Below are 20,976 nucleotides of genomic sequence, written 5' to 3'. Positions count from 1 at the left end.
GCAACGAGTGCAGGGAATCCGGATAAAGATCGTCCAATAACAGGAACAGTTAATATGGATGCCAAATATATCGCATTCGACACGATCGAGGAACTCGATCAAGCCGCGGACGTGATTGTTATCGGTTCCCCGATTAAGGATTTTGAGGATCGGGAACATATGGCGCAATATTTTGAAGATGGAATGATCCAGGATTTCTATACAATGACCGAGCTGAGGATCGAGAAGGTTATCAAACAACCGGACGGGATAGACATCGGCGAGATGATGGAGTTCATTGAACCGTTATGCATTATAGAAGAGTCCGGGAACCAAAAGACGAAAATCATTATGGATGATTACCGCGAATTGAAGAAGGGCAGCAGGTACATTCTTTTTCTAAAAGACAATACGTTCGGCCAGTACAGCATCATCAACATGAACAACGGTAAATTTAACCTGGATAATACCGATGATTCCGATATGCCTATGGAGCAGCAGGACCTTGCGTTTAAAACTTCCCTGAAAAACCAAGTTTTGCGGAAATACGACCTGTATTGATTGCGAGTAAGAATACCGGAGTTAGATTCGGTGTTCTTTTTTCGCTATCCAACATTTCTGCAGCCTTTAGCCCACATGCCCAGTACCGGATGATTTGAGGGTTGGCGCGATCAATTCGTTAGTGACGCTGGCAATAGGTATAAAAAATGAAACGGTGCCTGTTTTCGTTAAGGGGGTCATGAGCACCTTGGATATCCCGACTTTCTGCGGCCTATAAGGGATTTCTATCCCCTTGTCTTCTCTTGACCGCAGGGGTGCCTTCAATTATAGTGGGTACAGTAGGAGCAATCTATAAATTATAGAAGGAAAAAGGTGGCTTGTAACATGTCTGAGAAGATCTACGTCGGTGTCGACCTGGGCGGAACGGCAATCAAAGTCGGAATTTGCGACGAGGAAGGGCATCTTCTGCATAAGTTTGAGGGGCCTACGGAAACAGCAAAGGGCGTTGACACGGTAATTGACAACATTGAAAAATATGTGCGTCACATTGTGGAGGAATCGCCATACACCTGGGATCAGCTGGCCGGAGTGGGAGCCGGATTCGCAGGCTTCACGAACATTCGTGAAGGCATCATTATTCTGGCACCGAATGTAGGATTCAAGGATGTACCGATTCGCGCCATTTTGGAGGAGCGTCTTGGCAAGCCGATCAAAATAGACAACGATGCGAATGTAGCGGCGCTTGGAGAAGCATGGAGCGGCGCGGGCCGCGGAGTTGATAACTGCGTATGCTATACCCTGGGAACCGGCGTAGGCGGCGGCATCATCATTAACGGCAAAATTTATCAAGGCTTCGGGGGAATGGCCGGCGAGCTCGGACATATTTCGGTTGTCCCTGATCTGGAAGCCATCCAATGCGGCTGCGGGAAAATGGGCTGCCTGGAGACCGTATCCTCCGCTACCGGCATCATTCGCATGGCGAAGGACGCCGTGGAGCGCGGAGACCGCACCTCCCTGTCGCTCGTGCAGAACATCGCGGCCAAGGAAGTGTTCGACGCGGCGAAGGCGGGCGACGAAGTGGCGATCCGCATCGTAAATCGCGCAGCGTATTACCTGGGCAAATCGATGGCTGCCGTATCGGCCGTCCTGAACCCGGAAGCTTATATTATCGGCGGCGGCGTGTCCAAAGCCGGCGACATTCTGTTCGATGAGGTGAAGGCGGTATTCGCGAAGCTGACACCGGAGCCGCTGCAGCGCGGCGTGCGTATTGTGCCGGCCGAGCTTGGCAATGATGCCGGCGTCGTCGGCGCTGCCGGACTTCACCTGCGCTCGTAGTTAATTCATCATTCGATTTTAACTTATAAGGGAGGGAAAGCTGATGCTGGAAGCAGCCGAACGAGGCAGCAACACATCATCGATGGCCACCCTGATCATCATTACCGGGATGTCGGGAGCAGGTAAAACATTGGCCGTGCAAAGTCTGGAGGATCTTGGGTTCTTCTGCGTGGATAACCTGCCCCCGGTGCTCATCCCGAAATTCGCGGAACTGATCGATCAGTCCAAGGGCAAGATCGGCAAGGTTGCGCTGGTCATCGACCTGCGCGGACGTGAATTCTTCACGGCCTTGTCGGAATCGCTAAATTATATTAAGGATCACTTCACGATTCACTGTGAAATTCTGTTCCTCGATGCGACCGATTCCGTACTCGTTCAGCGTTATAAGGAGACCCGTCGCCGCCATCCGCTCGCTCCGGAAGGCATGCCGCTTGACGGGATCCGACTGGAACGGAAAATGCTCGAAGAGCTGAAAAACTCGGCAACACAAGTGATCGATACGAGCAATATGAAGCCGCTCAAATTAAAGGAGAAAATCATCTCGCGTTTCACGCATCTTGAAAGCAGCATTCTGTCGGTCAACATTACGTCGTTCGGGTTTAAATACGGCATTCCGATTGACGCAGACCTGGTTTTTGACGTCCGGTTCCTGCCGAACCCTCATTACGTCGAGCAGCTCCGCCCGAACACGGGCCAGGACAGCGACGTGTACGACTACGTAATGAAATGGCCGGAAACCCAGGCTTTTCTGACAAAACTGCTGGATATGCTGCATTTCTTGATCCCCCAGTATCGCAAGGAAGGCAAGAGCCAGGTCATCATCGGCATCGGCTGCACCGGCGGCAAGCATCGTTCGGTAGCGATTGCGGAGTACCTCGGCAAGATGCTGGGCGTAAGCGAGACGGAGTCCGTATCGGTGAGCCACCGGGATTCCGAGCGGGATCGGCATTAATTAAGGGAAGTGATAGATGTGGCTGTGCAAGCTAGAAAGCGCCCCCGCATTGTCGTAATGGGCGGAGGCACCGGGCTGTCCGTTATGCTTCGGGGCCTTAAGGAAAAACCGCTCGATATAACGGCCATTGTCACGGTCGCAGATGACGGAGGAAGCTCCGGCATATTGCGAAGCGAGCTGCAGATGCCTCCCCCCGGAGACATCCGCAATGTGCTTACGGCGCTAGCCGACGTGGAGCCGCTGCTATCGGATATACTGAAATACCGTTTCAAGTCAGGGTCGGGACTGGCCGGCCACAGCCTCGGCAATCTGATCCTGGCTGCCATGACGGATTTGCACGGAGATTTTGTCACGGCAGTCAAGGAGATGAGCCGGGTTTTTGTTGTTCGCGGACAGGTGCTGCCCGCAGCCGGTGAAGCCGTCATCCTGCACGCGGAGATGGAGGATGGCACCATTGTCACCGGTGAATCCAAAATCCCGGAGGCCGGAGGCCGCATCAAGCGGATATTCCTGGAGCCGGAGCATGTCGAGCCGCTGCCGGAGGCGCTGGAAGCGATTCAGCAGGCGGATGCGATATTGATCGGTCCAGGGAGCTTATATACGAGTATTTTGCCAAATCTGCTCGTTCCGAAGCTGTCCGAGGCGATCGTCGCCTCGGAGGCGATTAAAATTTTCGTCTGCAATGTTATGACGCAGCCCGGCGAGACAGATAATTATACGGTGAGCGATCATCTCCAGGCGGTGTATGACCATATTGGTCTTCACCTGTTCGATTATGTTATTGTTAATGATGGAGAGATTCCGCCTCAGGTTCAGGATAAGTATGCCCAGAAGGGTGCCAAGCCCGTCTATTTGGACCGTGATGAGGTGACCAGCCGTGGATATAAACTTATTGCGGATAAGCTTGTGCTATTTCGAACATACTTGCGGCATGATGCCGACAAGCTGAGCAACCATATTTTCCAGCTGGTGCAAGACTGGATTTCACGAAAGGGGTGAGTACCTTGTCCTTTGCGGCACAAACGAAGAAGGAACTAACGATGGTCGAAAGCCAAAACTGCTGCGAGAAAGCCGAGCTGTCCGCGTTGATCCGGATGAACGGTTCTGTTCAGCTGTCCAACAAAAAGGTGATTTTGGATATTTCGACGGAAAATGCCGCGATTGCAAGGCGTATTTATTCCTTAATTAAGAAGCATTTCCAGGCGCATACCGAGCTTTTGGTGCGTAAAAAAATGCGTTTGAAGAAGAATAACGTATATATCGTCCGGATTCCGGCCCAGGTTCAGGAAATTTTGAAGGAGCTTCGCATCGTGTCCGAGGGATTTCTGTTTCAGTCCCGGATCGATGAGAAGATCATCCGGAAAAATTGCTGTAAACGGGCGTATCTCCGCGGTGCCTTCATGGCGGGCGGATCGGTGAACAATCCGGAGGGTTCTTCGTATCATCTCGAGATTGCTTCGATGTATGAGGAGCACTGTCAGTCCCTCGTTGAGCTTGCTAACCAGTTTCGCCTGAATGCGCGCTGCATCGAACGCAAGAAGGGCTTTATCTTCTACATTAAGGAAGGCGAGAAGATCATTGAGTTCCTCAATCTGATCGGCGCTCATCAAGCGCTGTTTAAATTCGAGGATGTCCGCATTATGCGCGACATGCGCAACTCGGTGAATCGGATCGTGAACTGCGAGACCGCCAATCTCAACAAAACGATCGGTGCCGCTGTTCGTCAAATCGAGAACATCAAGCTGCTTCAGAAGGAAGTAGGACTTGAGAATTTGCCGGACAAACTGCGGGAGGTCGCCGAAATCCGGCTGGCTCATCCCGATATGAACCTCAAAGAGGTCGGGGAACTCCTCAAGGGGACCGTCAGCAAGTCGGGCGTCAACCACCGTCTGCGCAAGATCGATGAAATGGCCGAAAAGATCCGCAATACCTGACATTTTTTCTTCTAGTGTCCTGTATGCTAAAATGGTATAATATTATAAAATGTCAAGACGCTTTCAATACCGCAGATTTATAAGATAGGGGGTAATTTTCATGACAAAGCACCCGGTAGTCGTTCGGTTGAAGACGGGGCTCCATGCTAGACCGGCCGCGCTGTTCGTTCAGGAAGCGAATAAATACTCATCTGAAATTTTTGTTGAGAAAGATGATAAAAAAGTAAATGCCAAAAGTATCATGGGAATTATGAGCCTTGCAATCAGCTCGGGTACGGAAGTGCATATTAGCGCTGAAGGAGCCGATGCCGAGCAAGCGGTTACTTCTCTGGTTAATCTTGTGAGCAAAGAGGAACTCGAGAACCAATAAGCCATCCATGTTTAAGAAAAGTCTTGTGTTTGCAAGGCTTTTTTTAATATATGGGCGAGCGACGTGCCCCATACCCAAGTATGCATCGCGCGGAGCATGTTAGATCTACATATGACTTTACAGAAAAGGGGAAGCGATTCCGCCTTTTTTGTTTCTGCGCCGGAAAGCTGTTGTTTAACTTCAGTTTAACTTGTTGTTTTATTCTGACCTTACACCATAAATAATCGGACGGGGAAGGGAAGAGAAACAATGAGTGTACTGAAAAATACGGCAGACGATCTTCAGGCGTCACAAGACGAGAATCGAAAGGCAGGCTCGCAGGCGTTCTTCCGCCTGTTGAAAGAGACCAAGCCGCCGATGGCCCTGCTCGTGGGCGCCATTCTGCTCAATGTCGTCTCGACGCTGGTCGGGCTGGTCATTCCGATGTTTACGAAAAACCTGGTGGATGGCTTTTCCTTAACGGATATGAACCGGAGCCATATCATAGGGCTTGGCATCGCATTTATCGTGCAGACGATCGCCGCAGGCTTCTCGATCTATTTGCTGAGCTATACGGGACAGAAGATGGTGGCCGCCCTGCGGGACCGGCTGTGGAAGAAGCTGCTGGTGCTGCCGGTAAGCTATTACGATCATAACCGGTCAGGGGAAACGGTCAGCCGAATGACGAATGATACAAGCGTCATTAAGGGCCTGATCTCCGATCATGCAGCCGGCTTCGCCAGCGGGATCGTGTCGATCGTCGGATCTATCGGGGTGCTGCTGTATCTGAACTGGAAAATGACGCTGACCATGTTCGTCGTCATTCCGATTGCTGCGCTGATCCTCGTTCCTCTGGGACGCAAAATGTATAAAATATCGCTGGGCATGCAGGATGAGACCGCATCGTTTACGGCGAATATCAGCCAGGTGCTGTCCGAGATCCGCCTGGTCAAGGCCTCCAACGCAGAGAACCGGGAGTACGCCAACGGAAGCAGAGGCATCACGAATCTGTTGAAATTCGGCATTAAGGAAGGCATCGTATCCGCCTGGATCGCGCCGCTGATGTCCTTCGTGCTGATGATGCTGCTCGTCGTCGTCATCGGTTACGGCGGACTGCAGGTGTCAACGGGGGCACTGACGGCAGGCGAACTGGTGGCGTTTATTCTGTACCTGATTCAGATCGTCATGCCGATGACGCAGCTGACAACGTTTTTTACCCAGCTACAGAAGGCGAAGGGAGCCACCGAGCGGATCCTGGAGACGCTCGATGCCGAGGAAGAGACGTTCGAGGACGGGATGGATGTAATTGATGCGAATCAGCCGGTATCGATTGAGCATCTGACTTTCGGCTACAAGCCGAGTGAGCCGGTGCTGAAGAATGTCAGCTTCCGGATGGAGCCGGGGACGGTTACGGCCGTTGTCGGGCCGAGCGGAGGCGGAAAAACGACGCTGTTCTCCATGCTGGAACGATTCTACCTGCCGCAGGAGGGACAGATTAAGCTTGGCCAGGATCCGATTCATACATTTGCTCTACGGTCCTGGCGCGGATTGATCGGTTATGTCTCGCAGGAAAGCCCGATGATTGCCGGTACGATCCGCGAGAATCTGTGTTATGGGACGGAGCGGGACATTAGCGACGCGGAAATCCGGAGAGCGGCTGAAATGGCTTATGCGGACGGATTTATCGATGAGCTGCCTGACGGCTTCGATACCGATGTAGGTGAGCGAGGGATCAAGCTTTCGGGCGGACAACGGCAGCGGATTGCGATTGCGAGGGCACTGCTCCGGGATCCGAAAATATTGATGCTGGACGAGGCGACCTCGAGCCTGGACAGCCGCTCCGAGATTGAAGTCCAGAAGGCGCTGAAGAACCTGATGGCCGGACGGACGACGATTATTATTGCTCACCGGCTGTCGACGGTGGTGGGCGCGGACCAGATCATTTTCATCGAGAAGGGGGCCGTTACCGGAAGGGGCACCCATGAGGAATTGGTACGGGAGCATGCGATGTACAGGGAATTTGCAGCTCAGCAGTTACAGATGAACGAAAGTCTGGAGGCCTAGGAAGCAGGCCGGGGCAGGGGATAATGCTTCGGAAAGAAAGGGATGGATATGGCAAACATATTGGTCGTCGATGATGATCCGAATATTCGGGAGCTGGTGAAGGTGTTTCTGGAGGAGGCCGGCATGGACGTCCTGGAAGCTCCGGATGGACTGGCGGCGCTGAGCGTGATGGAACAGAGCCCCGTTGATCTGGTCGTGATGGATATAATGATGCCGAATATGGACGGCTGGGAGCTGTGCCGGGAGATTCGCCGGCATGACGGCGTTCCGGTGCTGATGCTGACTGCCAAAGGGGAAACCAGGCAGATTGTGAAGGGCTTCGAGCTCGGTACCGATGACTATCTGGTGAAGCCCTTTGAGCCGGCCGAGCTGGTGGTTCGGGTGAAGGCGCTGCTGAAGCGGTATCAGGTGGCCGCCTCGCAGACGGTCACCGCCGGCAAGCTGCAGATGAACCGCCGCACCTATGAAGCGAAGACGGATGAGGAGACATTCACGCTGCCGCTGAAGGAATTCGAGCTGCTGTTCAAGCTGGCCAGTTATCCGGGCAGCACGCTGCCCCGGGACCGGCTGATCGAGGATATTTGGGGCTACGATTTCGAGGGGAATGAACGGACGCTCGACGTCCATGTGAACCGGCTGCGGGAGCGGTTCCCCGAGGCGAAATACCGGTTTCGCATACGCACCGTGCGCGGGCTCGGCTACCGGCTGGAGGGGTGTGAGGACTAGTGCGCAAAACCGGCAAATGGGCATGGAGAATCCTGAGGGAGATCCTGCAGATCATTGTCCTCTTCGCCGTGCTGGCCGTCTCCTGGACGGCCGCGACTTATCTGACCAAGGTCGTGTACACGAAGACGGGTGCGCCGTCATCGGCTTATGTCGCGCAGATCATCGACTTGTTTCTTGGCGTCGTGATATTCTTCTTATGCATTATGCTGATCGGACTGATGTTCAAACACAAGCAGATGGCCGTTTTGAATGCAATGATTGATGCGATGCGCCGCATCTCTCAAGGTGATTTCAACGTCAAGATGGAGGAGCATAAGCTGCCCGGTGAATTTAAAATGATTGCGACCGGCATTAACGACATGGCCGAAGGGCTTGGGCGGATGGAGACGATGCGCCAGGATTTCATCTCGAACGTATCGCATGAAATCCAGTCGCCGCTGACGTCCATTCGCGGCTTTGCAAGGGCGCTTCGCAATCCCCGGCTGACGGAGGAGCGAAGGAATCATTACCTGGAGATCATTGAGGGAGAGAGCAGACGCTTGTCCCAGCTTAGCGATAATCTGCTGAAGCTGTCCTCGCTCGAAGGGGACCGGACCGCGTTCGATATGCAGCCCTACCGGTTAGATGGGCAGCTTCGCGCCGTGGTGCTTGCAAGTGAGCCGCAATGGCTGGCGAAGCGGATACAAGTGGATCTCGAGCTGGCGCAGGTGGAAGTCCGGGCGTCGGAGGATTTAATGAGTCAAGTGTGGATGAATCTGCTGCACAACAGCATCAAATTCACCCCGGAGGGCGGCGTGATTACGATTGAGCTGAAGGCAGACCGGGAAGAGGCCGTTGCTACGATTGCCGATACGGGAATCGGGATGTCGGAAGCGGATCAGCTGCGCATCTTCGAACGCTTCTACAAGGCGGATAAATCGCGAAATCGTGAGGCCGGGGGGAGCGGACTCGGGCTGTCGATCGTGAAGCGGATCGTCGACATCCATCAAGGGACTGTGACCGTGCTGTCCAGGCCCGGAGAAGGCTCCGTCTTTACCGTGAGGGTGCCGCTTGCGCCTCCTCCCGAATGAGGGGCGGACGCAACAAGGCTCACCTGCCATCGCGAGATGTCCGGTGAGCCTTGTCTTTGTTTGTTGCGTTGGGAAGTGGGAACCTTACGCCAAGACGCTGCGGCTGTCACATGGGTTACAGCCGTTCAGCGTCACAGCACTTTCTCCAGGAAGCTGATCGTCCGCTCGTTCTTCGGATTGCCGAATACCTCTGCGGGCGGTCCTTCCTCCACGATATAGCCGCCGTCCATAAAGATGACCCGGTCGGATACCTCGCGGGCAAAGCCCATTTCATGCGTGACGATCATCATCGTCATCCCTTCGCGCGCCAGATCCTTCATGACGCCGAGCACCTCGCCGACCATCTCCGGATCAAGCGCCGACGTTGGCTCATCGAACAGCATGATGTCAGGGTTCATGGCGAGCGCCCGTGCAATCGCGACCCGCTGCTTTTGCCCGCCCGAGAGCTGGCTAGGAAAGGCCTCCGCCTTATCGGACAGCCCTACCCGTTCCAGCAGCCGCAGGGCCGTGGCCCGCGCTTCCTCCTTCGATTGCTTGCCGAGCTCGACCGGAGCAAACATAATATTCTTCAGCACGTTGAAATGAGGGAACAGGTTGAAGTGCTGGAACACCATGCCGATATTTTCCCGTACCTTGTTGATGTCGGTCTTCGGATCGTTGATGTCCCGCTCGTCCACGATGACTCTGCCTGCCGTGATATCCTCCAGTCGGTTAATGCACCGGAGGAAGGTGCTCTTCCCAGAGCCCGACGGCCCGATCACGCAGACGACCTCGCCTTCCTGTACCTGCATGTCGATGCCCTTCAGCACCTCGTTCGAGCCGTAGCTCTTCTTCAGTCCTTCTACACGGATTTTACCCAACTCGAACCCTCCTTTCCAGACGGTTCGCAATCTTCGTCAGAATGGTGATAACAATCAGATACATGATCGCTATGGTCAGCCAGATATCAAACGATGCGAACGTTCTTGCAATGACGATTTTACCCGATTGGGTCAATTCGACCAAACCGATGACCGACAGAATGGACGTATCCTTCAGCGTAATGACGAGCTGGTTGATTAATGTCGGAATCATGATTTTGACAGCCTGCGGGATGATGATCTTCATCATGGCTTTGCGATACGGCAAGCCAAGGGAGCGTGCTGCCTCCAGCTGGCCGGGATCGATGGACTGGATGCCGCCGCGGATAATTTCCGTCACGTAAGCCCCGGCATTGAGGCTCAAAGTCAGAATGGCAGCCACCAGCGGCGACATCGTGAATCCGAGAGCCTGCGGAATACCGAAATAGATGAAGAAGGCAAGCACCAGCAGCGGAATGCCACGGAAGATGTCGACAAAGACGGTCGCAATGCCCCGAAGCCATTTGTTGCGGCCCACCTTCATGAAGCCGAAGATCAGGCCGATGAAGAAGGCAAAAAACAGCGACACGAATGTGAGCAGAAGCGTTTTGCCGAGGCCTGCGAGCAGTATCGGCATCGACTCGGCAATCAATCCGAGACGGCTTTGGTTAGCCGGTCCGGCCGCGTTCTCGCCAACGTATGTTTCGAGAATGCGGTTATACTCGCCGTTTGCTTTCAGATTAGCCAGCCCGGCGTTGAATTTCTCCATAAGCTCCTGGTTCTGCCCCTTCTGAACGGCAAATCCGTAGGATGCCCCGGGTTCTTTCTCGGTAACGAGCTTCAGCCCGTTATTTTGCTTGACGCCGTAAGCCAGCACCGGATAATCGTCAAAGCAGGCCACGGAATTGCCGGTTTTGACATCATCGTACATCTGGGCCGAATCGTCGAACGGCACGATCGTGAAGCCGTATTTCGAAGCGATGGATTCGGCGAAGCTGTAGCCCTCCGTGCCGGTTTTGACCGCCACCTTCTTGCCTCGCAAATCCTCGTAGCTTTGAATACCCTCTTGGTCTTTACGGACCGCCATCACGACACCGGAATCAAAATAGGGATCCGAGAAATCGAATTTCTGTTTCCGTTCCTCCGTGATGCTCATGCCGGCGATCACGCCGTCTACCTGACCGGCTTCCAGTGCCTGGACGGCTGCGTTGAAGCCGAGCGGCCTGATCTCGTATTTGAAGTTCTGATCCTTGGCGATCGCTTTCATTAAATCCATGTCGATGCCGACGAATTCGCCGCTCGGATCCTGGAATTCAAACGGAGCGAACGTGACGTCCGTACCGATCAGATAGGTTTTGCCCGATCCCGGCTGATCCGCCTGGCTTTGCGCCAACACCGGTACGCCCGTCGTTGCAGCGAGCAGCAGGACCAAGGCAAGTACTACACCCCGTATTAATCTCATAATGACCTCCTCATGTTAAAAACAACATATTAAGTTAGTTACCCACTTACCATCTTACATTAACATCCTGCTGCCTATTTCGTCCTCTATTTCTATTTTATTTGTCATAGCGGCCTGCAACCACTGGCATTTCCTGGATGGCGAAATAGAGGGGGCGATGAACGAAAAAAAGTTGTGAAACCGCTTAAACGGGATGCAACATTTACCAATCGGTTTGCGTTAGAGAGGTAAGGCAAGCATCAGAAGCGGGCCAATATTAAAGGAGGTTGACCACACATGAAAAGATGGGTCAAACAGGTAGGTTCCATTATGATTGCAGGCGCTCTGCTGACAGGCGGCACGGCTTGGGCCGGATTCGGCGGCGCCACGGAAGCCTATGCGGCCGAGGCGGTGCAGCAAAATGTCGTGACGGTGCTCGGCAAGGGCGAGATATCCGTGAAGCCGGATATCGTATATTTGTCCATTGGGGCAGAGTCGTATGCGGAGACGGCTAAATCGGCGCAGAAGGCCAACGCGCAAAAAATGGATAAGGTTATCAAGGTGCTGAAAGAGACCTGGAAGATCGACGACAAAGATATTAAAACCGAACAGTTCTATGTGCAGCCAAATTACTCTTATACGGAAAAAGAAGGCCGCAAGGTGCAAAACTACTCGGCTTATCATTCCCTTGAAGTAACGCTGCGCGATCTGAACAAGGTGGGCGAAGTGCTGGATGCAGCGGCTGAAGCCGGGGCCAATTCGATCGGCAATGCCCGCTTCTCCGTGGAGAATCCGGATACATTCGAGGCTCAAGTGATCGATAAGGCAATGGCGAATGCCGATCTCAAGGCCCAGGCGATCGCCAAGGCTTCCAAACGTCAGCTTGGGGTTGTCGTTAACGTAACCGAAGGCTCCGTGAACAACAACGTTGTGTACGGCATGTATGACAAGATGTCGATGGAAACGGCTTCGATGGCCGACGGCGGCGCTGCGACATCCGTGAAGCCGGGCGAGATCAAAATCACGACCCAGCTGTACGTGCAGTATGAGCTGAAATAATCTCCTTTATGAGGAACCGGCAAGAGAAGAGACCGTTCACCGCTTAGCAATGCGGGGGGCGGTTTTTTGTATTTGGCAACCCTAAGCCTTGGACGGTTCGATCCACCACGGGATCCAGAATCCGGCGAAATATCCGGGGCTTCCCCTGTCGAATTACTAAGAAAAGTGTTGTGTACAAAGGGAAAACAAGGTATAGTGAATATGCGAAAAACGTAAAGCCGCCAGTACGCGGCGTGAACATCGAACGAAATATGAAGCAAACGGTAAAGCCATACCCATGGATATGGCTTTTTTTTCTTAAAGAGACTTTAAAGCATCGTCCCTCAAGAAACGGATCCCCCTTCAGGCACAGGCTGGAACACGGGCGGAATTACCGTTTCTTCTTAATGGAAATGGAATTGTAGGTTCGGTCAAATCAAGAGGCCCTGTGCCGATAGGCCGCATTTTGAACAAGGAGTTGGTGCATGTGATTGAACTTGTCCAGATCGAGAAGCATTTCCAAGGACAAGCGGTCGTGCATCCGCTGTCGCTCTCTATTAAAGAAGGGGAATTCCTGACTTTGCTGGGCCCCAGCGGCTGCGGCAAAACGACGATTCTCCGGATGATAGCAGGATTTGAACAGCCGACAGGGGGCCAGGTATGGCTGGCGGGTCAGAACGTGACAGAGGTGCCTGCGAATAAGCGGGATCTCAATCTCGTATTCCAGCATTACGCCCTGTTCCCGCATATGACGGTGGAGGATAATATCGCCTTCGGGTTGAAAATGAAAAAATTGCCGCGCCAGCTCATCAAGGAACGCGTGGAGGAGGCGGCTGCGATGACGCAGCTCACCGCTCTGCGGGAACGGTTCCCGCACCAGCTCTCCGGCGGACAGCAGCAGCGCGTGGCGATCGCCCGCGCGATTGCGAACAAGCCTAAAGTGCTGCTGCTCGATGAGCCGCTCGGCGCGCTGGATCTGCAGCTGCGCAAAAGCCTGCAGTCGGAGCTGAAGCATCTGCAGCGGACGCTCGGCATTACCTTCGTCTATGTAACGCATGACCAGGAAGAAGCGATGATGCTCTCGGATCGGATCGTCATCATGAACCAAGGGAAGGTCGAGCAGATCGGGACGCCGCGCGACGTGTATGCGAAGCCGCAAACGCTCTTCGCTGCCACATTCATTGGGGAGAACAATGTTTTCTCTTCGCCGGAGGGCCTGTTCTCTGTCCGTCCCGAGAAGCTGGTTCCGCAGCGCGGCGTGGCCGGCAGGAAGACAGGCGTCATCGAAGACGTCCAGTTCCTTGGCAGCGTGCATAAGCTGCTTGTCCAGCTGGACGACGAGCCGATGAAGGTGACGATCGCGCTCGATATTACGGAGGAGCATCCTTGGAAGATCGGCGAGAGGGTCGGGGTGAATTGGAACGACAAGGATGAGGTGATGATCGGGCCATGAGGAAATCGAAATTCCTGCTGACCCCGGTGCTGCTGTGGATGTCCCTGTTCCTGATCATCCCGATGCTGATTGTGATCGGCATTTCATTCCTGTCGCGGGATGCCCAAGGCAATTTGCTGTTCGAGCTCAGCATGGAAGGCTACAAGACCTTTTTCGATCCGTTATATCTTGGGATCTATTGGGATACCTTGGTGCTGTCGCTGCTAACAACCATCATCTGTCTGCTGGTCAGTTATCCGCTTGCCTATTATATTGCGGGCGCATCCCCGCGAATCCAGACTTGGGGTCTGATTCTCATTACGATTCCGTTCTGGATTAATTTCTTGATTCGAACCTACGCCTGGGTGCTTCTGCTTCGGACACAGGGCGTTGTCAACAGCCTGCTGATGTGGCTCGGCTGGATCGATGAGCCGATTCAGATGCTGTACACCTACGGCGCCGTGCTGCTCGGCATGGTGTATAACTTCATTCCGTTCATGGTGCTGCCGATCTATGTAGCGCTGGAGCAGATGGACAAGCGCCTCCTGGATGCAGCCAGCGATCTCGGCGCGTCCAAATGGAAGGCATTTCGGCATATTACGCTACCGCAGAGCAAATCCGGCATCATGACCGGATCGGTGCTGGTCTATGTATCGACCTCGGGGATGTTCGTCGTCACGGACATCCTGGGCGGAGCCAAGTCCTCCATGATCAGCAACATCATCCAGTCGCAGTTCCTTGGAGCCCGCAACTGGCCGTTCGGCGCCGCGTTGTCGGTCATTTTCGTGGCTACGTCCCTGGTGCTCATTCTGCTGTTTAACCGGGCGATGCAGGCCCGCCATCAACGTGTAGGGGAGGGGAGATAAGTGAAGAAGAAGCGCCAGCCTTTGCTTTCGATTCACGCCTTCCTGATGATGGCGTTTATCTATGTGCCGATCCTGATTATCATCATTTATTCCTTCAACGATACGCGGTTGAGCGGGAACTGGGAAGGCTTCACCTTCGACTGGTATATCTCGCTCTTCGACAACCGAAACGTGATGGAAGCCTTGATGAACAGTCTGACCGTGGCGGTGGTGTCCACGATCATCTCGACAATGCTGGGAACGGCGGCGGCCCTCGGGCTCCGAAATTTGAGACGCAGAGGCCGCAGCGGCATGAACGGTCTCCTGTACTTACCGGTTATCATTCCGGATATTATCATGGGCCTGTCGCTGCTCGTGCTGTTCAGTCAATTAAATATTCCGCTCGGCAAGATGACGGTGATGATCGCCCACATCACCTTCAGCATATCCTATGTCTATGTAGTGGTGAGCGCCCGGTTGTCGGGAATGGGCAAGCAATTGGACGAGGCGGCCCAGGATCTGGGCGCTACGCCTTGGCAGGCCTTCCGGCATGTGACGCTGCCGCAGATCGCACCGGGTATTATCTCCGGGGCCTTGATCGCGTTTACGCTGTCGCTTGACGATTTCATGGTCAGCTTCTTCGTCGCCGGACCAAGCTCGACTACGCTGCCAATCTACATCTATGCCCAGGTGAAGCGCGGAATTTCGCCTGAGATTAATGCGTTATGTACGATACTGATTCTGGTGAGCATCACGCTCATCCTGCTGGCTCAATATATTCTTAACCGCGGCAGCGGGGATAAGAAACACAAAACGCTGCCGATCTAAAGCAAATGTTCCATTTCTTTTTGGGAAGGATCCGATATATCCATCATGGATACGAAAGAGAGGAGATAGGGAATTGAAAAGATCAAGATGGACCCGCCTGCTTGCTGCAGGGCTGGTCGCCGTATTGTCCGCAAGCCTTCTGGCTGCGTGCGGATCAAGCAAGGAGACACTTCACATTTACAGCTGGGCTGACAACTTCGATCCTGAGGTACTGGAGGATTTCGAGAAGAAGTTTAACGTAAAGGTCACGTATGACAACTACGCGAACAATGAAGATCTGCTGGCGAAGATTAAGGCCGGCGGCAGCGGCTACGACCTGATTCAGCCGTCCGATTACATGGTCAAGACCATGATTGAAGGAGACCTGCTGGAGCCGCTCGACATGAACAATATCCCGAACTTCGTCAATATTTCGGAGACGTTTAAGAACCCTTCTTTTGACCCGGGGAACAAGTACTCCATCGTCTACACGTCCGGTGTGACGGGGATTGCTTACAACAAGAAGTACGTGAAGGATGAGATCAACAGCTGGGAAGATTTGTGGAATCCGGAATACAAGGGCAAAGTGCTGCTTCTGGACGACAACCGTGAAATGATCGGCATGGCGCTGAAGAAGCAAGGGAAATCCAACAGCACGACGGATGAAGCCGAGATTAACGCTGCGGCCCTGGACCTTAAGACGCTGCTGCCGAACGTCCTTGCCTTCGACACGGATAACATCAAGCAGAAGATGATTCAAGAGGAAGGCTGGATTGCAACGGTATGGTCCGGTGACGCTGCATTCATCGCGGAAGAAAATCCGGATGTGGCGTATGTGGTGCCGGAGGAGGGCGCAACGATCTTCTCGGATAACTATGCAATTCCGAAGGGCGCGAAGAACAAGGAGCTGGCGGAGAAATTTATCAATTTCATGCTGGAGCCTGAAGTCAGCGCGAAGAACTACGAATATATCGGATACAGCAATCCGAATACGAAAGCGATGGAATTCCACAGCGAGGACTATCGCAGCAACACCATGATCAACTTGACCGACGAGGAGCTGGGCCGCACGGAATGGCTCGATAACGTCGGAGAGGCTCTCCAGATTTATGATCGCTTGTGGACCGAGCTGAAGAGCGGACGATAGAGAATTGGTGCTTTAGCACCTTTTTTATAAGCCTTGCCCATAGGGGCAGGGCTTTTTTTATTGGAATGGGGATCATGACGGAGGAGCAGCGGTCTATGAGATATGCCAAAGATTTTGAATGTTATAGAACCAGCTGAAGTGGTAAGACACTATAAAGAGATACGGTTCGCAGATCGATCAGGTGAAGGAAGCAGCCCGTTCATAAGTTTTGGTCAAATATGGGGAAATAAGACTATAAGACTATATTCCTCATGTAGTTCCTATAGCATGGAATCAAAATTGTCATTCACTTGTTACCAAACGGTGGTCCGGATTTTTTATAATGAATGAGGGTAATAAACAACTATGGCAACTTAAATTGGAAAAGGTGGAACTAATATGAATTCCAAATTTCGCGTATGCGCAACAATTATTGCAACTGGCGTCCTGCTCGGAAGTCTTGGCTTGAACGGACAGGTCATCGATGCAAGCCCCTCGAAGCCCTCTGTTTCCGCCAGCCACAACGTAGCGAAGAAGAATGAAGTGACATTGAAATGGAACGGCAAGACCCTATCCCAGAAGGGAGTCCTTCTGCACGGAGTTACTTATATCCCTGCAACCGTACTCCGGGATGCGGCGGGAATGCCCCTGAAATATGATTCGAAAAACCGTACGTATACCCTGAACGCCGGCTATCATCAACTAAGTGCCGTTGTGTATGATTCGAAGGAAATCGGCTTGTTGGTCAACGGCCTCTATGCCGGAGAGCCTGGGGGTCAAATCCTCAACGGACGGCTCTATCTGCCGTTCAAGACGGTCAGCGAATACTTAGGGATCCAGGGACAATGGAGTCCGTCCTCGAAGACGCTCAGCTTGACGAAGAAGCAGAGCGATCTAACGATCAAATCGGAAACGTTGAAGAAGACGATCCAGGGCGTGGAAGCTGCTGTGAGTTATCCGGTTGTCAGCGGCTTAAGCAATGGCGAGGCCCAAACTCAAATCAACAGCGTATTGAAAAAGCATGCGGAAAGCGTGATCGCCCGCGCAGAGGAAAGCATCAAGGAGCTTCCTCCGGGTGAAGACAGCTTCCCTTATGCCTTCGAAGGCAATTTTGTGGTCCACTACAACAAGGACGGCTTGCTGAGTGTTACGGCGCATGATTATTCCTATCTCGGCGGCGCGCACGGCATGACCTTCAAGAACAGCTTCACGTTCTCCCTGAAGGATGGAAAGCTGCTGAAGCTTGGCGATTTCATCGACCTGAAGGGCAAGAAGAAGAAGCTCGACAACCGCGTCTTGAGCGAGTTGAAGAAGGGCGGGGGCTACCTTGGCGGATTCGAAGGAGTTCCGGAAGATGCGGAATTCTATCTGAAGGATAACGCCGTGGTCCTGTACTTCCAGCTGTATGAATACACGGCTTATGCCTACGGCTTCCCTGAATTTGAATTGAAGCTGAAGGAATGGAAATAAGGATGGGAACCGCAGGTTCTGAACCATGGGATAACTGAAGCCTAGTGGACGCGGGGCACGTGATCGTTTGATACACTGTGATGTAAAGATGCAACAATGTGCCGGAATACAAAAAGAAATCCCTTGGATCGCAGCCTGAGGTTAACTTCAGGCCTAGCGGCCAAGGGATTTTTGTATGCGTAGGGCATGGCGGAGGGGTCTGCATCACAGTTGGGTATAGCTAATCAGACGGATATGGGCATTCACAAGCTCATGAACCAATTACGAATCCATCCTGAAGGGATCCGATGGAATCTCATGTTGCTTGTTGAGGATCCCTCCGTCTGAAGCGGGAATGTCCAATTCCGTAACCAATTATACCGGCTCCCCAACCAACGGCCGCATGGACAAGCGGATAAACCGTCTCCTCCGAGTGACCGGTGTAGTGGACGAGCCCGTAAAGGGGGACGGCGTAGAGAAGGACGAATGGAATGAGAACGACGTAGAGCTTCAGCAAGTAGCCGACGACCATGAAGAACACGCCGACGAGCCAATAAGCCGAGAACCAGCGGGGGTAGTAAATCTGATTGGTATACCCCATCACAAAACCGGAGAACAGAAGCAGAAGGACAAGAACAATGGAGGCAACTCCATGAATTGCATGCGGATCGGCGCCGGAAACGGCACGCTCCAGGTTCAAGATCAGAAACGGAAGATGGACGAGCACGAGCATGAAAACAAAGGATATTTTTGAGCCGATCATAAGGACCTCCCTGTATGTAGGAATCAACAATACAATGATACCAGAAATAACCATGGAGGGCTGGGTTGGTCACTATGTTCTATGCTGACATAAAAAAGGCATGCACCTTTACGTGTGCATGCCTTTTGCATGTATTGCTTCTTATAGTCCTTGCGAAGGCGTCTTCTCCAACACTTGGTCGACGAGACCGTATTCTTTGGCTTCTTCAGCCGTCATGAAGTAGTCGCGGTCGGTATCCTTCTCGATCCGCTCCAGCGGTTGGCCGGTGCGCTCGGCAAGAATACGGTTCAGCTTGTCGCGCATCTTCAGAATGCGGCGTGCCCGGATTTCGATATCCGTTGCTTGACCTTGTGCGCCGCCAAGCGGCTGGTGAATCATGATTTCGCTGTTCGGCAGCGCGTAGCGCTTGCCCTTAGCGCCTGCATTCAGCAGGAATGCACCCATGGAGGCGGCCATACCGACACAGATGGTCGAGACGTCCGGCTTGATGAATTGCATCGTATCGAATATTGCCATGCCCGCGGTGATCGAACCGCCAGGGCTATTGATGTAAAGGTGAATATCCTTCTCCGGATCCTCTGCCGACAAGAACAGCATTTGGGCAATGATGGAATTGGCGACCACGTCATTGACGTCGGAGCCGAGGAAGATTATGCGGTCTTTCAGCAATCTGGAATAGATGTCGTATGCCCGCTCGCCGCGGTTGCTTTGTTCAACGACCATAGGTATAAAACTCACGTGAAAAACCTCCTCATTAAGTGCATCACTAATAAATACTGTTACCGTATTACCCACATGATAAACAATTTTAATCAAAAAGTCAAAGATAGTCAAACTATTGGGTAAAAAAAAGAGCCGTCATGGGCACTTTCGGGTAATTCATATATGAGAAAATTTAAAGATGGCGCGCCCGCGAGGAATCGAACCTCGATCTCAGGCTCCGGAGGCCTACGTCATATCCATTGGACCACGGGCGCATATAAAAAATCAGCAACGAAGATGATTATACCCTATCTAATAGAAAAACACAAGAGCGGATAAAACATTGTTTTGATATATAGAGAGGTTTCGATTTGGCCATAATGTATAAGAATGATGGTTGCAGAGAAATATACGTTCGGACACTTGCAACCTGCATCATTATTGGTTAGAATAGGGGTGGGACTTAAAAGGTTATCCCGGGACATTTTACGTCCAACCGATAGAAGAGCCGAGACGAAAGTTTGCAGGAGTGGAATGCATGCGTAACCTATTAGAAATACAAGAGCAGCTTCTGCCCGATTTGATGTACACCTTTAAACGAAGGTACACGATCCTCCATCAGATCAAGCTGTCCGGGCTGGTCGGCCGACGAACGCTGGCGTCATCCTTATCGATGACGGAACGGGTTCTGCGGGCTGAAACCGATCTTCTGAAAGCGCAGGGACTGATCGAGATTGAGACGCTCGGTATGCGGATCAGCCATGCAGGACTGTGTCTGCTCGAAGAACTGGAGCCGCTCATGAAGGATTTGTTCGGGCTGGTCGAGCTTGAGGAGAAGATCAAGAAGGCCTACGGACTCCGCAAGGTTGTCGTCATTCCCGGTGACAGTGAATCCTCTCCGGAAGTGAAGCGCGAGCTCGGACGTGCCGGAGCAAGAACACTGCTAAGCTTCGTCGAGAACGGCGATACGATCGCCGTCACGGGTGGATCCACGCTCGCCGAAGTCGCGGAGCAGATGTCACCGCTTGCGGCAGGGCCTCTGAAAGGCACATGGTTTGTGCCCGCACGCGGCGGTCTCGGAGAGAGCATGGAAATTCAGGCTAACACGATTGCTTCCAAGATGGCGAAGCGCGTGGGTGCCGAATATCGTCTGCTGCACGTGCCTGATCTCCTTAGCGAGGATGCCTATCAATCCCTAGTGCAGGATCAGCACATCCAGGAGATTGTGGATGTCATCCGACGTTCCCGGATCATTATCCACGGGATCGGCGACGCGATGGAAATGGCCAGAAGACGCAAGCTGGACGAGGACTCGATCCGCAGCCTCCAGCAGGATGGGGCGATTGCCGAATCCTTCGGATACTACTTCAGCGAGGAAGGCGCGGTTGTCCACAAGATGCTGACTCTCGGGCTCCGGCTGGAGGACATCATGCAGACGGAGACGATCATTGGCATTGCCGGCGGCCGAAGCAAAGGCAAAGCGATTCATGCCGTGCTGAAATTCGGGCACGAGGATATCCTCGTTACGGATGAGGCGGCTGCGCTGGAGGTAGAGAAGGAGATCGATGCAGCGGCATCGTAACCTTACGGTCCAGCAAGCATACAGGTGCAAGGCCTCGTTATT

20 protein-coding genes and 1 tRNA gene are annotated in these 20,976 nt (G+C 53.0%); 16 read left to right on the top strand and 5 right to left on the bottom strand.

Annotated elements, in window-relative coordinates; genetic code table 11:
- Positions 1-54: 54 nt before the first annotated feature.
- From NST44_RS04170 to NST44_RS04130, 9 genes are all read left to right on the top strand, one after another.
- The gene (locus tag NST44_RS04170; RefSeq protein ID WP_051425170.1) at positions 55-540 is read left to right on the top strand and encodes a hypothetical protein; all 486 of its coding nucleotides are present in this window, start codon (positions 55-57) and stop codon (positions 538-540) included.
- A 324-nt stretch (positions 541-864) separates the two neighbouring features.
- Entirely contained in the window at positions 865-1,815 is a 951-nt protein-coding gene (locus tag NST44_RS04165; protein ID WP_007132996.1) for an ROK family glucokinase, read from the top strand.
- Positions 1,816-1,858: 43 nt separating this feature from the next.
- Entirely contained in the window at positions 1,859-2,767 is a 909-nt protein-coding gene (gene rapZ, locus NST44_RS04160) for an RNase adapter RapZ (protein ID WP_007132997.1), read from the top strand.
- 57 nt (positions 2,768-2,824) lie between these two features.
- Complete coding sequence (locus NST44_RS04155; RefSeq protein ID WP_186311136.1) at positions 2,825-3,766, top strand: gluconeogenesis factor YvcK family protein; 942 nt, start codon at positions 2,825-2,827, stop codon at positions 3,764-3,766.
- 5 nt (positions 3,767-3,771) lie between these two features.
- The gene (whiA, locus tag NST44_RS04150; protein WP_028406089.1) at positions 3,772-4,701 is read left to right on the top strand and encodes a DNA-binding protein WhiA; all 930 of its coding nucleotides are present in this window, start codon (positions 3,772-3,774) and stop codon (positions 4,699-4,701) included.
- 100 nt (positions 4,702-4,801) lie between these two features.
- The gene (locus tag NST44_RS04145) at positions 4,802-5,071 is read left to right on the top strand and encodes an HPr family phosphocarrier protein (protein WP_007133000.1); all 270 of its coding nucleotides are present in this window, start codon (positions 4,802-4,804) and stop codon (positions 5,069-5,071) included.
- Between the two features lie 249 nt (positions 5,072-5,320).
- A complete protein-coding gene (locus tag NST44_RS04140; protein WP_340897915.1) occupies positions 5,321-7,114 on the top strand; it encodes an ABC transporter ATP-binding protein in 1,794 nt (597 codons plus the stop codon).
- Between the two features lie 48 nt (positions 7,115-7,162).
- Positions 7,163-7,840 (top strand): response regulator transcription factor, encoded by a 678-nt coding sequence (locus tag NST44_RS04135; protein ID WP_210095693.1) that lies wholly within the window; start codon positions 7,163-7,165, stop codon positions 7,838-7,840.
- Positions 7,840-8,910, top strand: a complete 1,071-nt coding sequence (locus tag NST44_RS04130) for a sensor histidine kinase (protein ID WP_213613391.1) — start codon at positions 7,840-7,842, stop codon at positions 8,908-8,910. The genes NST44_RS04135 and NST44_RS04130 overlap by 1 nt, the downstream gene beginning before the upstream one ends.
- A 131-nt stretch (positions 8,911-9,041) precedes the next feature.
- Here the strand turns inward: NST44_RS04130 and NST44_RS04125 are convergent, their stop codons facing one another.
- Positions 9,042-9,770: an amino acid ABC transporter ATP-binding protein gene (locus tag NST44_RS04125; protein ID WP_007133004.1), complete on the bottom strand. Its 729-nt coding sequence runs from the start codon at positions 9,768-9,770 to the stop codon at positions 9,042-9,044.
- A complete protein-coding gene (locus NST44_RS04120; protein ID WP_340897913.1) occupies positions 9,763-11,211 on the bottom strand; it encodes an amino acid ABC transporter substrate-binding protein/permease in 1,449 nt (482 codons plus the stop codon). Before NST44_RS04120 ends, NST44_RS04125 begins: the two co-directional genes overlap by 8 nt.
- A 276-nt stretch (positions 11,212-11,487) precedes the next feature.
- On the opposite strand from NST44_RS04120, the gene NST44_RS04115 reads away from it, so the two are divergent.
- From NST44_RS04115 to NST44_RS04090, 6 genes are all read left to right on the top strand, one after another.
- Positions 11,488-12,249 carry an SIMPL domain-containing protein gene (locus NST44_RS04115; protein ID WP_028406084.1) on the top strand — a complete coding sequence of 254 codons (762 nt, stop codon included), beginning with the start codon at positions 11,488-11,490 and terminating at the stop codon, positions 12,247-12,249.
- Positions 12,250-12,709: 460 nt separating this feature from the next.
- On the top strand, positions 12,710-13,681 hold the full coding sequence (locus NST44_RS04110) for an ATP-binding cassette domain-containing protein (protein WP_144870191.1): 972 nt from the start codon (positions 12,710-12,712) through the stop codon (positions 13,679-13,681).
- Entirely contained in the window at positions 13,678-14,526 is an 849-nt protein-coding gene (locus NST44_RS04105; protein ID WP_213613387.1) for an ABC transporter permease, read from the top strand. Before NST44_RS04110 ends, NST44_RS04105 begins: the two co-directional genes overlap by 4 nt.
- On the top strand, positions 14,527-15,333 hold the full coding sequence (locus NST44_RS04100; RefSeq protein WP_280516272.1) for an ABC transporter permease: 807 nt from the start codon (positions 14,527-14,529) through the stop codon (positions 15,331-15,333).
- Between the two features lie 73 nt (positions 15,334-15,406).
- Positions 15,407-16,459 carry an ABC transporter substrate-binding protein gene (locus NST44_RS04095; protein ID WP_007133010.1) on the top strand — a complete coding sequence of 351 codons (1,053 nt, stop codon included), beginning with the start codon at positions 15,407-15,409 and terminating at the stop codon, positions 16,457-16,459.
- Between the two features lie 378 nt (positions 16,460-16,837).
- Positions 16,838-17,908, top strand: a complete 1,071-nt coding sequence (locus tag NST44_RS04090; protein WP_210094348.1) for a PdaC/SigV domain-containing protein — start codon at positions 16,838-16,840, stop codon at positions 17,906-17,908.
- A 295-nt stretch (positions 17,909-18,203) separates the two neighbouring features.
- Here NST44_RS04090 and NST44_RS04085 read toward each other — a convergent pair whose 3' ends face one another.
- The 3 genes from NST44_RS04085 to NST44_RS04075 form a co-directional block, all read right to left on the bottom strand.
- Positions 18,204-18,650, bottom strand: a complete 447-nt coding sequence (locus tag NST44_RS04085) for a hypothetical protein (RefSeq protein ID WP_028406080.1) — start codon at positions 18,648-18,650, stop codon at positions 18,204-18,206.
- A gap of 141 nt (positions 18,651-18,791) precedes the next feature.
- Positions 18,792-19,388 carry an ATP-dependent Clp endopeptidase proteolytic subunit ClpP gene (clpP, locus tag NST44_RS04080; protein ID WP_007133013.1) on the bottom strand — a complete coding sequence of 199 codons (597 nt, stop codon included), beginning with the start codon at positions 19,386-19,388 and terminating at the stop codon, positions 18,792-18,794.
- A 164-nt stretch (positions 19,389-19,552) separates the two neighbouring features.
- A tRNA-Arg gene (locus tag NST44_RS04075) sits at positions 19,553-19,627 on the bottom strand.
- A 263-nt stretch (positions 19,628-19,890) separates the two neighbouring features.
- On the opposite strand from NST44_RS04075, the gene NST44_RS04070 reads away from it, so the two are divergent.
- On the top strand, positions 19,891-20,934 hold the full coding sequence (locus tag NST44_RS04070) for a sugar-binding transcriptional regulator (RefSeq protein ID WP_213613385.1): 1,044 nt from the start codon (positions 19,891-19,893) through the stop codon (positions 20,932-20,934).
- Positions 20,935-20,976 lie beyond the last annotated feature (42 nt).

It is taken from the genome of Paenibacillus sp. FSL W8-0919 (assembly GCF_038003785.1).
In the GTDB taxonomy this organism is placed as follows: domain Bacteria; phylum Bacillota; class Bacilli; order Paenibacillales; family Paenibacillaceae; genus Paenibacillus_AQ; species Paenibacillus_AQ lactis.
This window is presented reverse-complemented; position numbering and strand designations above follow the sequence as displayed.

What these genes read in the sequence shown, in the direction of transcription:
- NST44_RS04170 (WP_051425170.1), top strand. Translation starts at nt 55, where the DNA reads ATGGATGCCAAATATATCGCATTCGACACGATCGAGGAACTCGATCAA.
- NST44_RS04140 (WP_340897915.1), top strand. Translation starts at nt 5,321, where the DNA reads ATGAGTGTACTGAAAAATACGGCAGACGATCTTCAGGCGTCACAAGAC.
- NST44_RS04090 (WP_210094348.1), top strand. Translation starts at nt 16,838, where the DNA reads ATGAATTCCAAATTTCGCGTATGCGCAACAATTATTGCAACTGGCGTC.
- NST44_RS04085 (WP_028406080.1), bottom strand. Translation starts at nt 18,650, where the DNA reads ATGATCGGCTCAAAAATATCCTTTGTTTTCATGCTCGTGCTCGTCCAT.
- NST44_RS04165 (WP_007132996.1), top strand. Translation starts at nt 865, where the DNA reads ATGTCTGAGAAGATCTACGTCGGTGTCGACCTGGGCGGAACGGCAATC.
- NST44_RS04120 (WP_340897913.1), bottom strand. Translation starts at nt 11,211, where the DNA reads ATGAGATTAATACGGGGTGTAGTACTTGCCTTGGTCCTGCTGCTCGCT.
- NST44_RS04135 (WP_210095693.1), top strand. Translation starts at nt 7,163, where the DNA reads ATGGCAAACATATTGGTCGTCGATGATGATCCGAATATTCGGGAGCTG.
- NST44_RS04155 (WP_186311136.1), top strand. Translation starts at nt 2,825, where the DNA reads ATGGGCGGAGGCACCGGGCTGTCCGTTATGCTTCGGGGCCTTAAGGAA.
- rapZ (WP_007132997.1), top strand. Translation starts at nt 1,859, where the DNA reads ATGCTGGAAGCAGCCGAACGAGGCAGCAACACATCATCGATGGCCACC.
- NST44_RS04115 (WP_028406084.1), top strand. Translation starts at nt 11,488, where the DNA reads ATGAAAAGATGGGTCAAACAGGTAGGTTCCATTATGATTGCAGGCGCT.
- NST44_RS04145 (WP_007133000.1), top strand. Translation starts at nt 4,802, where the DNA reads ATGACAAAGCACCCGGTAGTCGTTCGGTTGAAGACGGGGCTCCATGCT.
- NST44_RS04105 (WP_213613387.1), top strand. Translation starts at nt 13,678, where the DNA reads ATGAGGAAATCGAAATTCCTGCTGACCCCGGTGCTGCTGTGGATGTCC.
- NST44_RS04070 (WP_213613385.1), top strand. Translation starts at nt 19,891, where the DNA reads ATGCGTAACCTATTAGAAATACAAGAGCAGCTTCTGCCCGATTTGATG.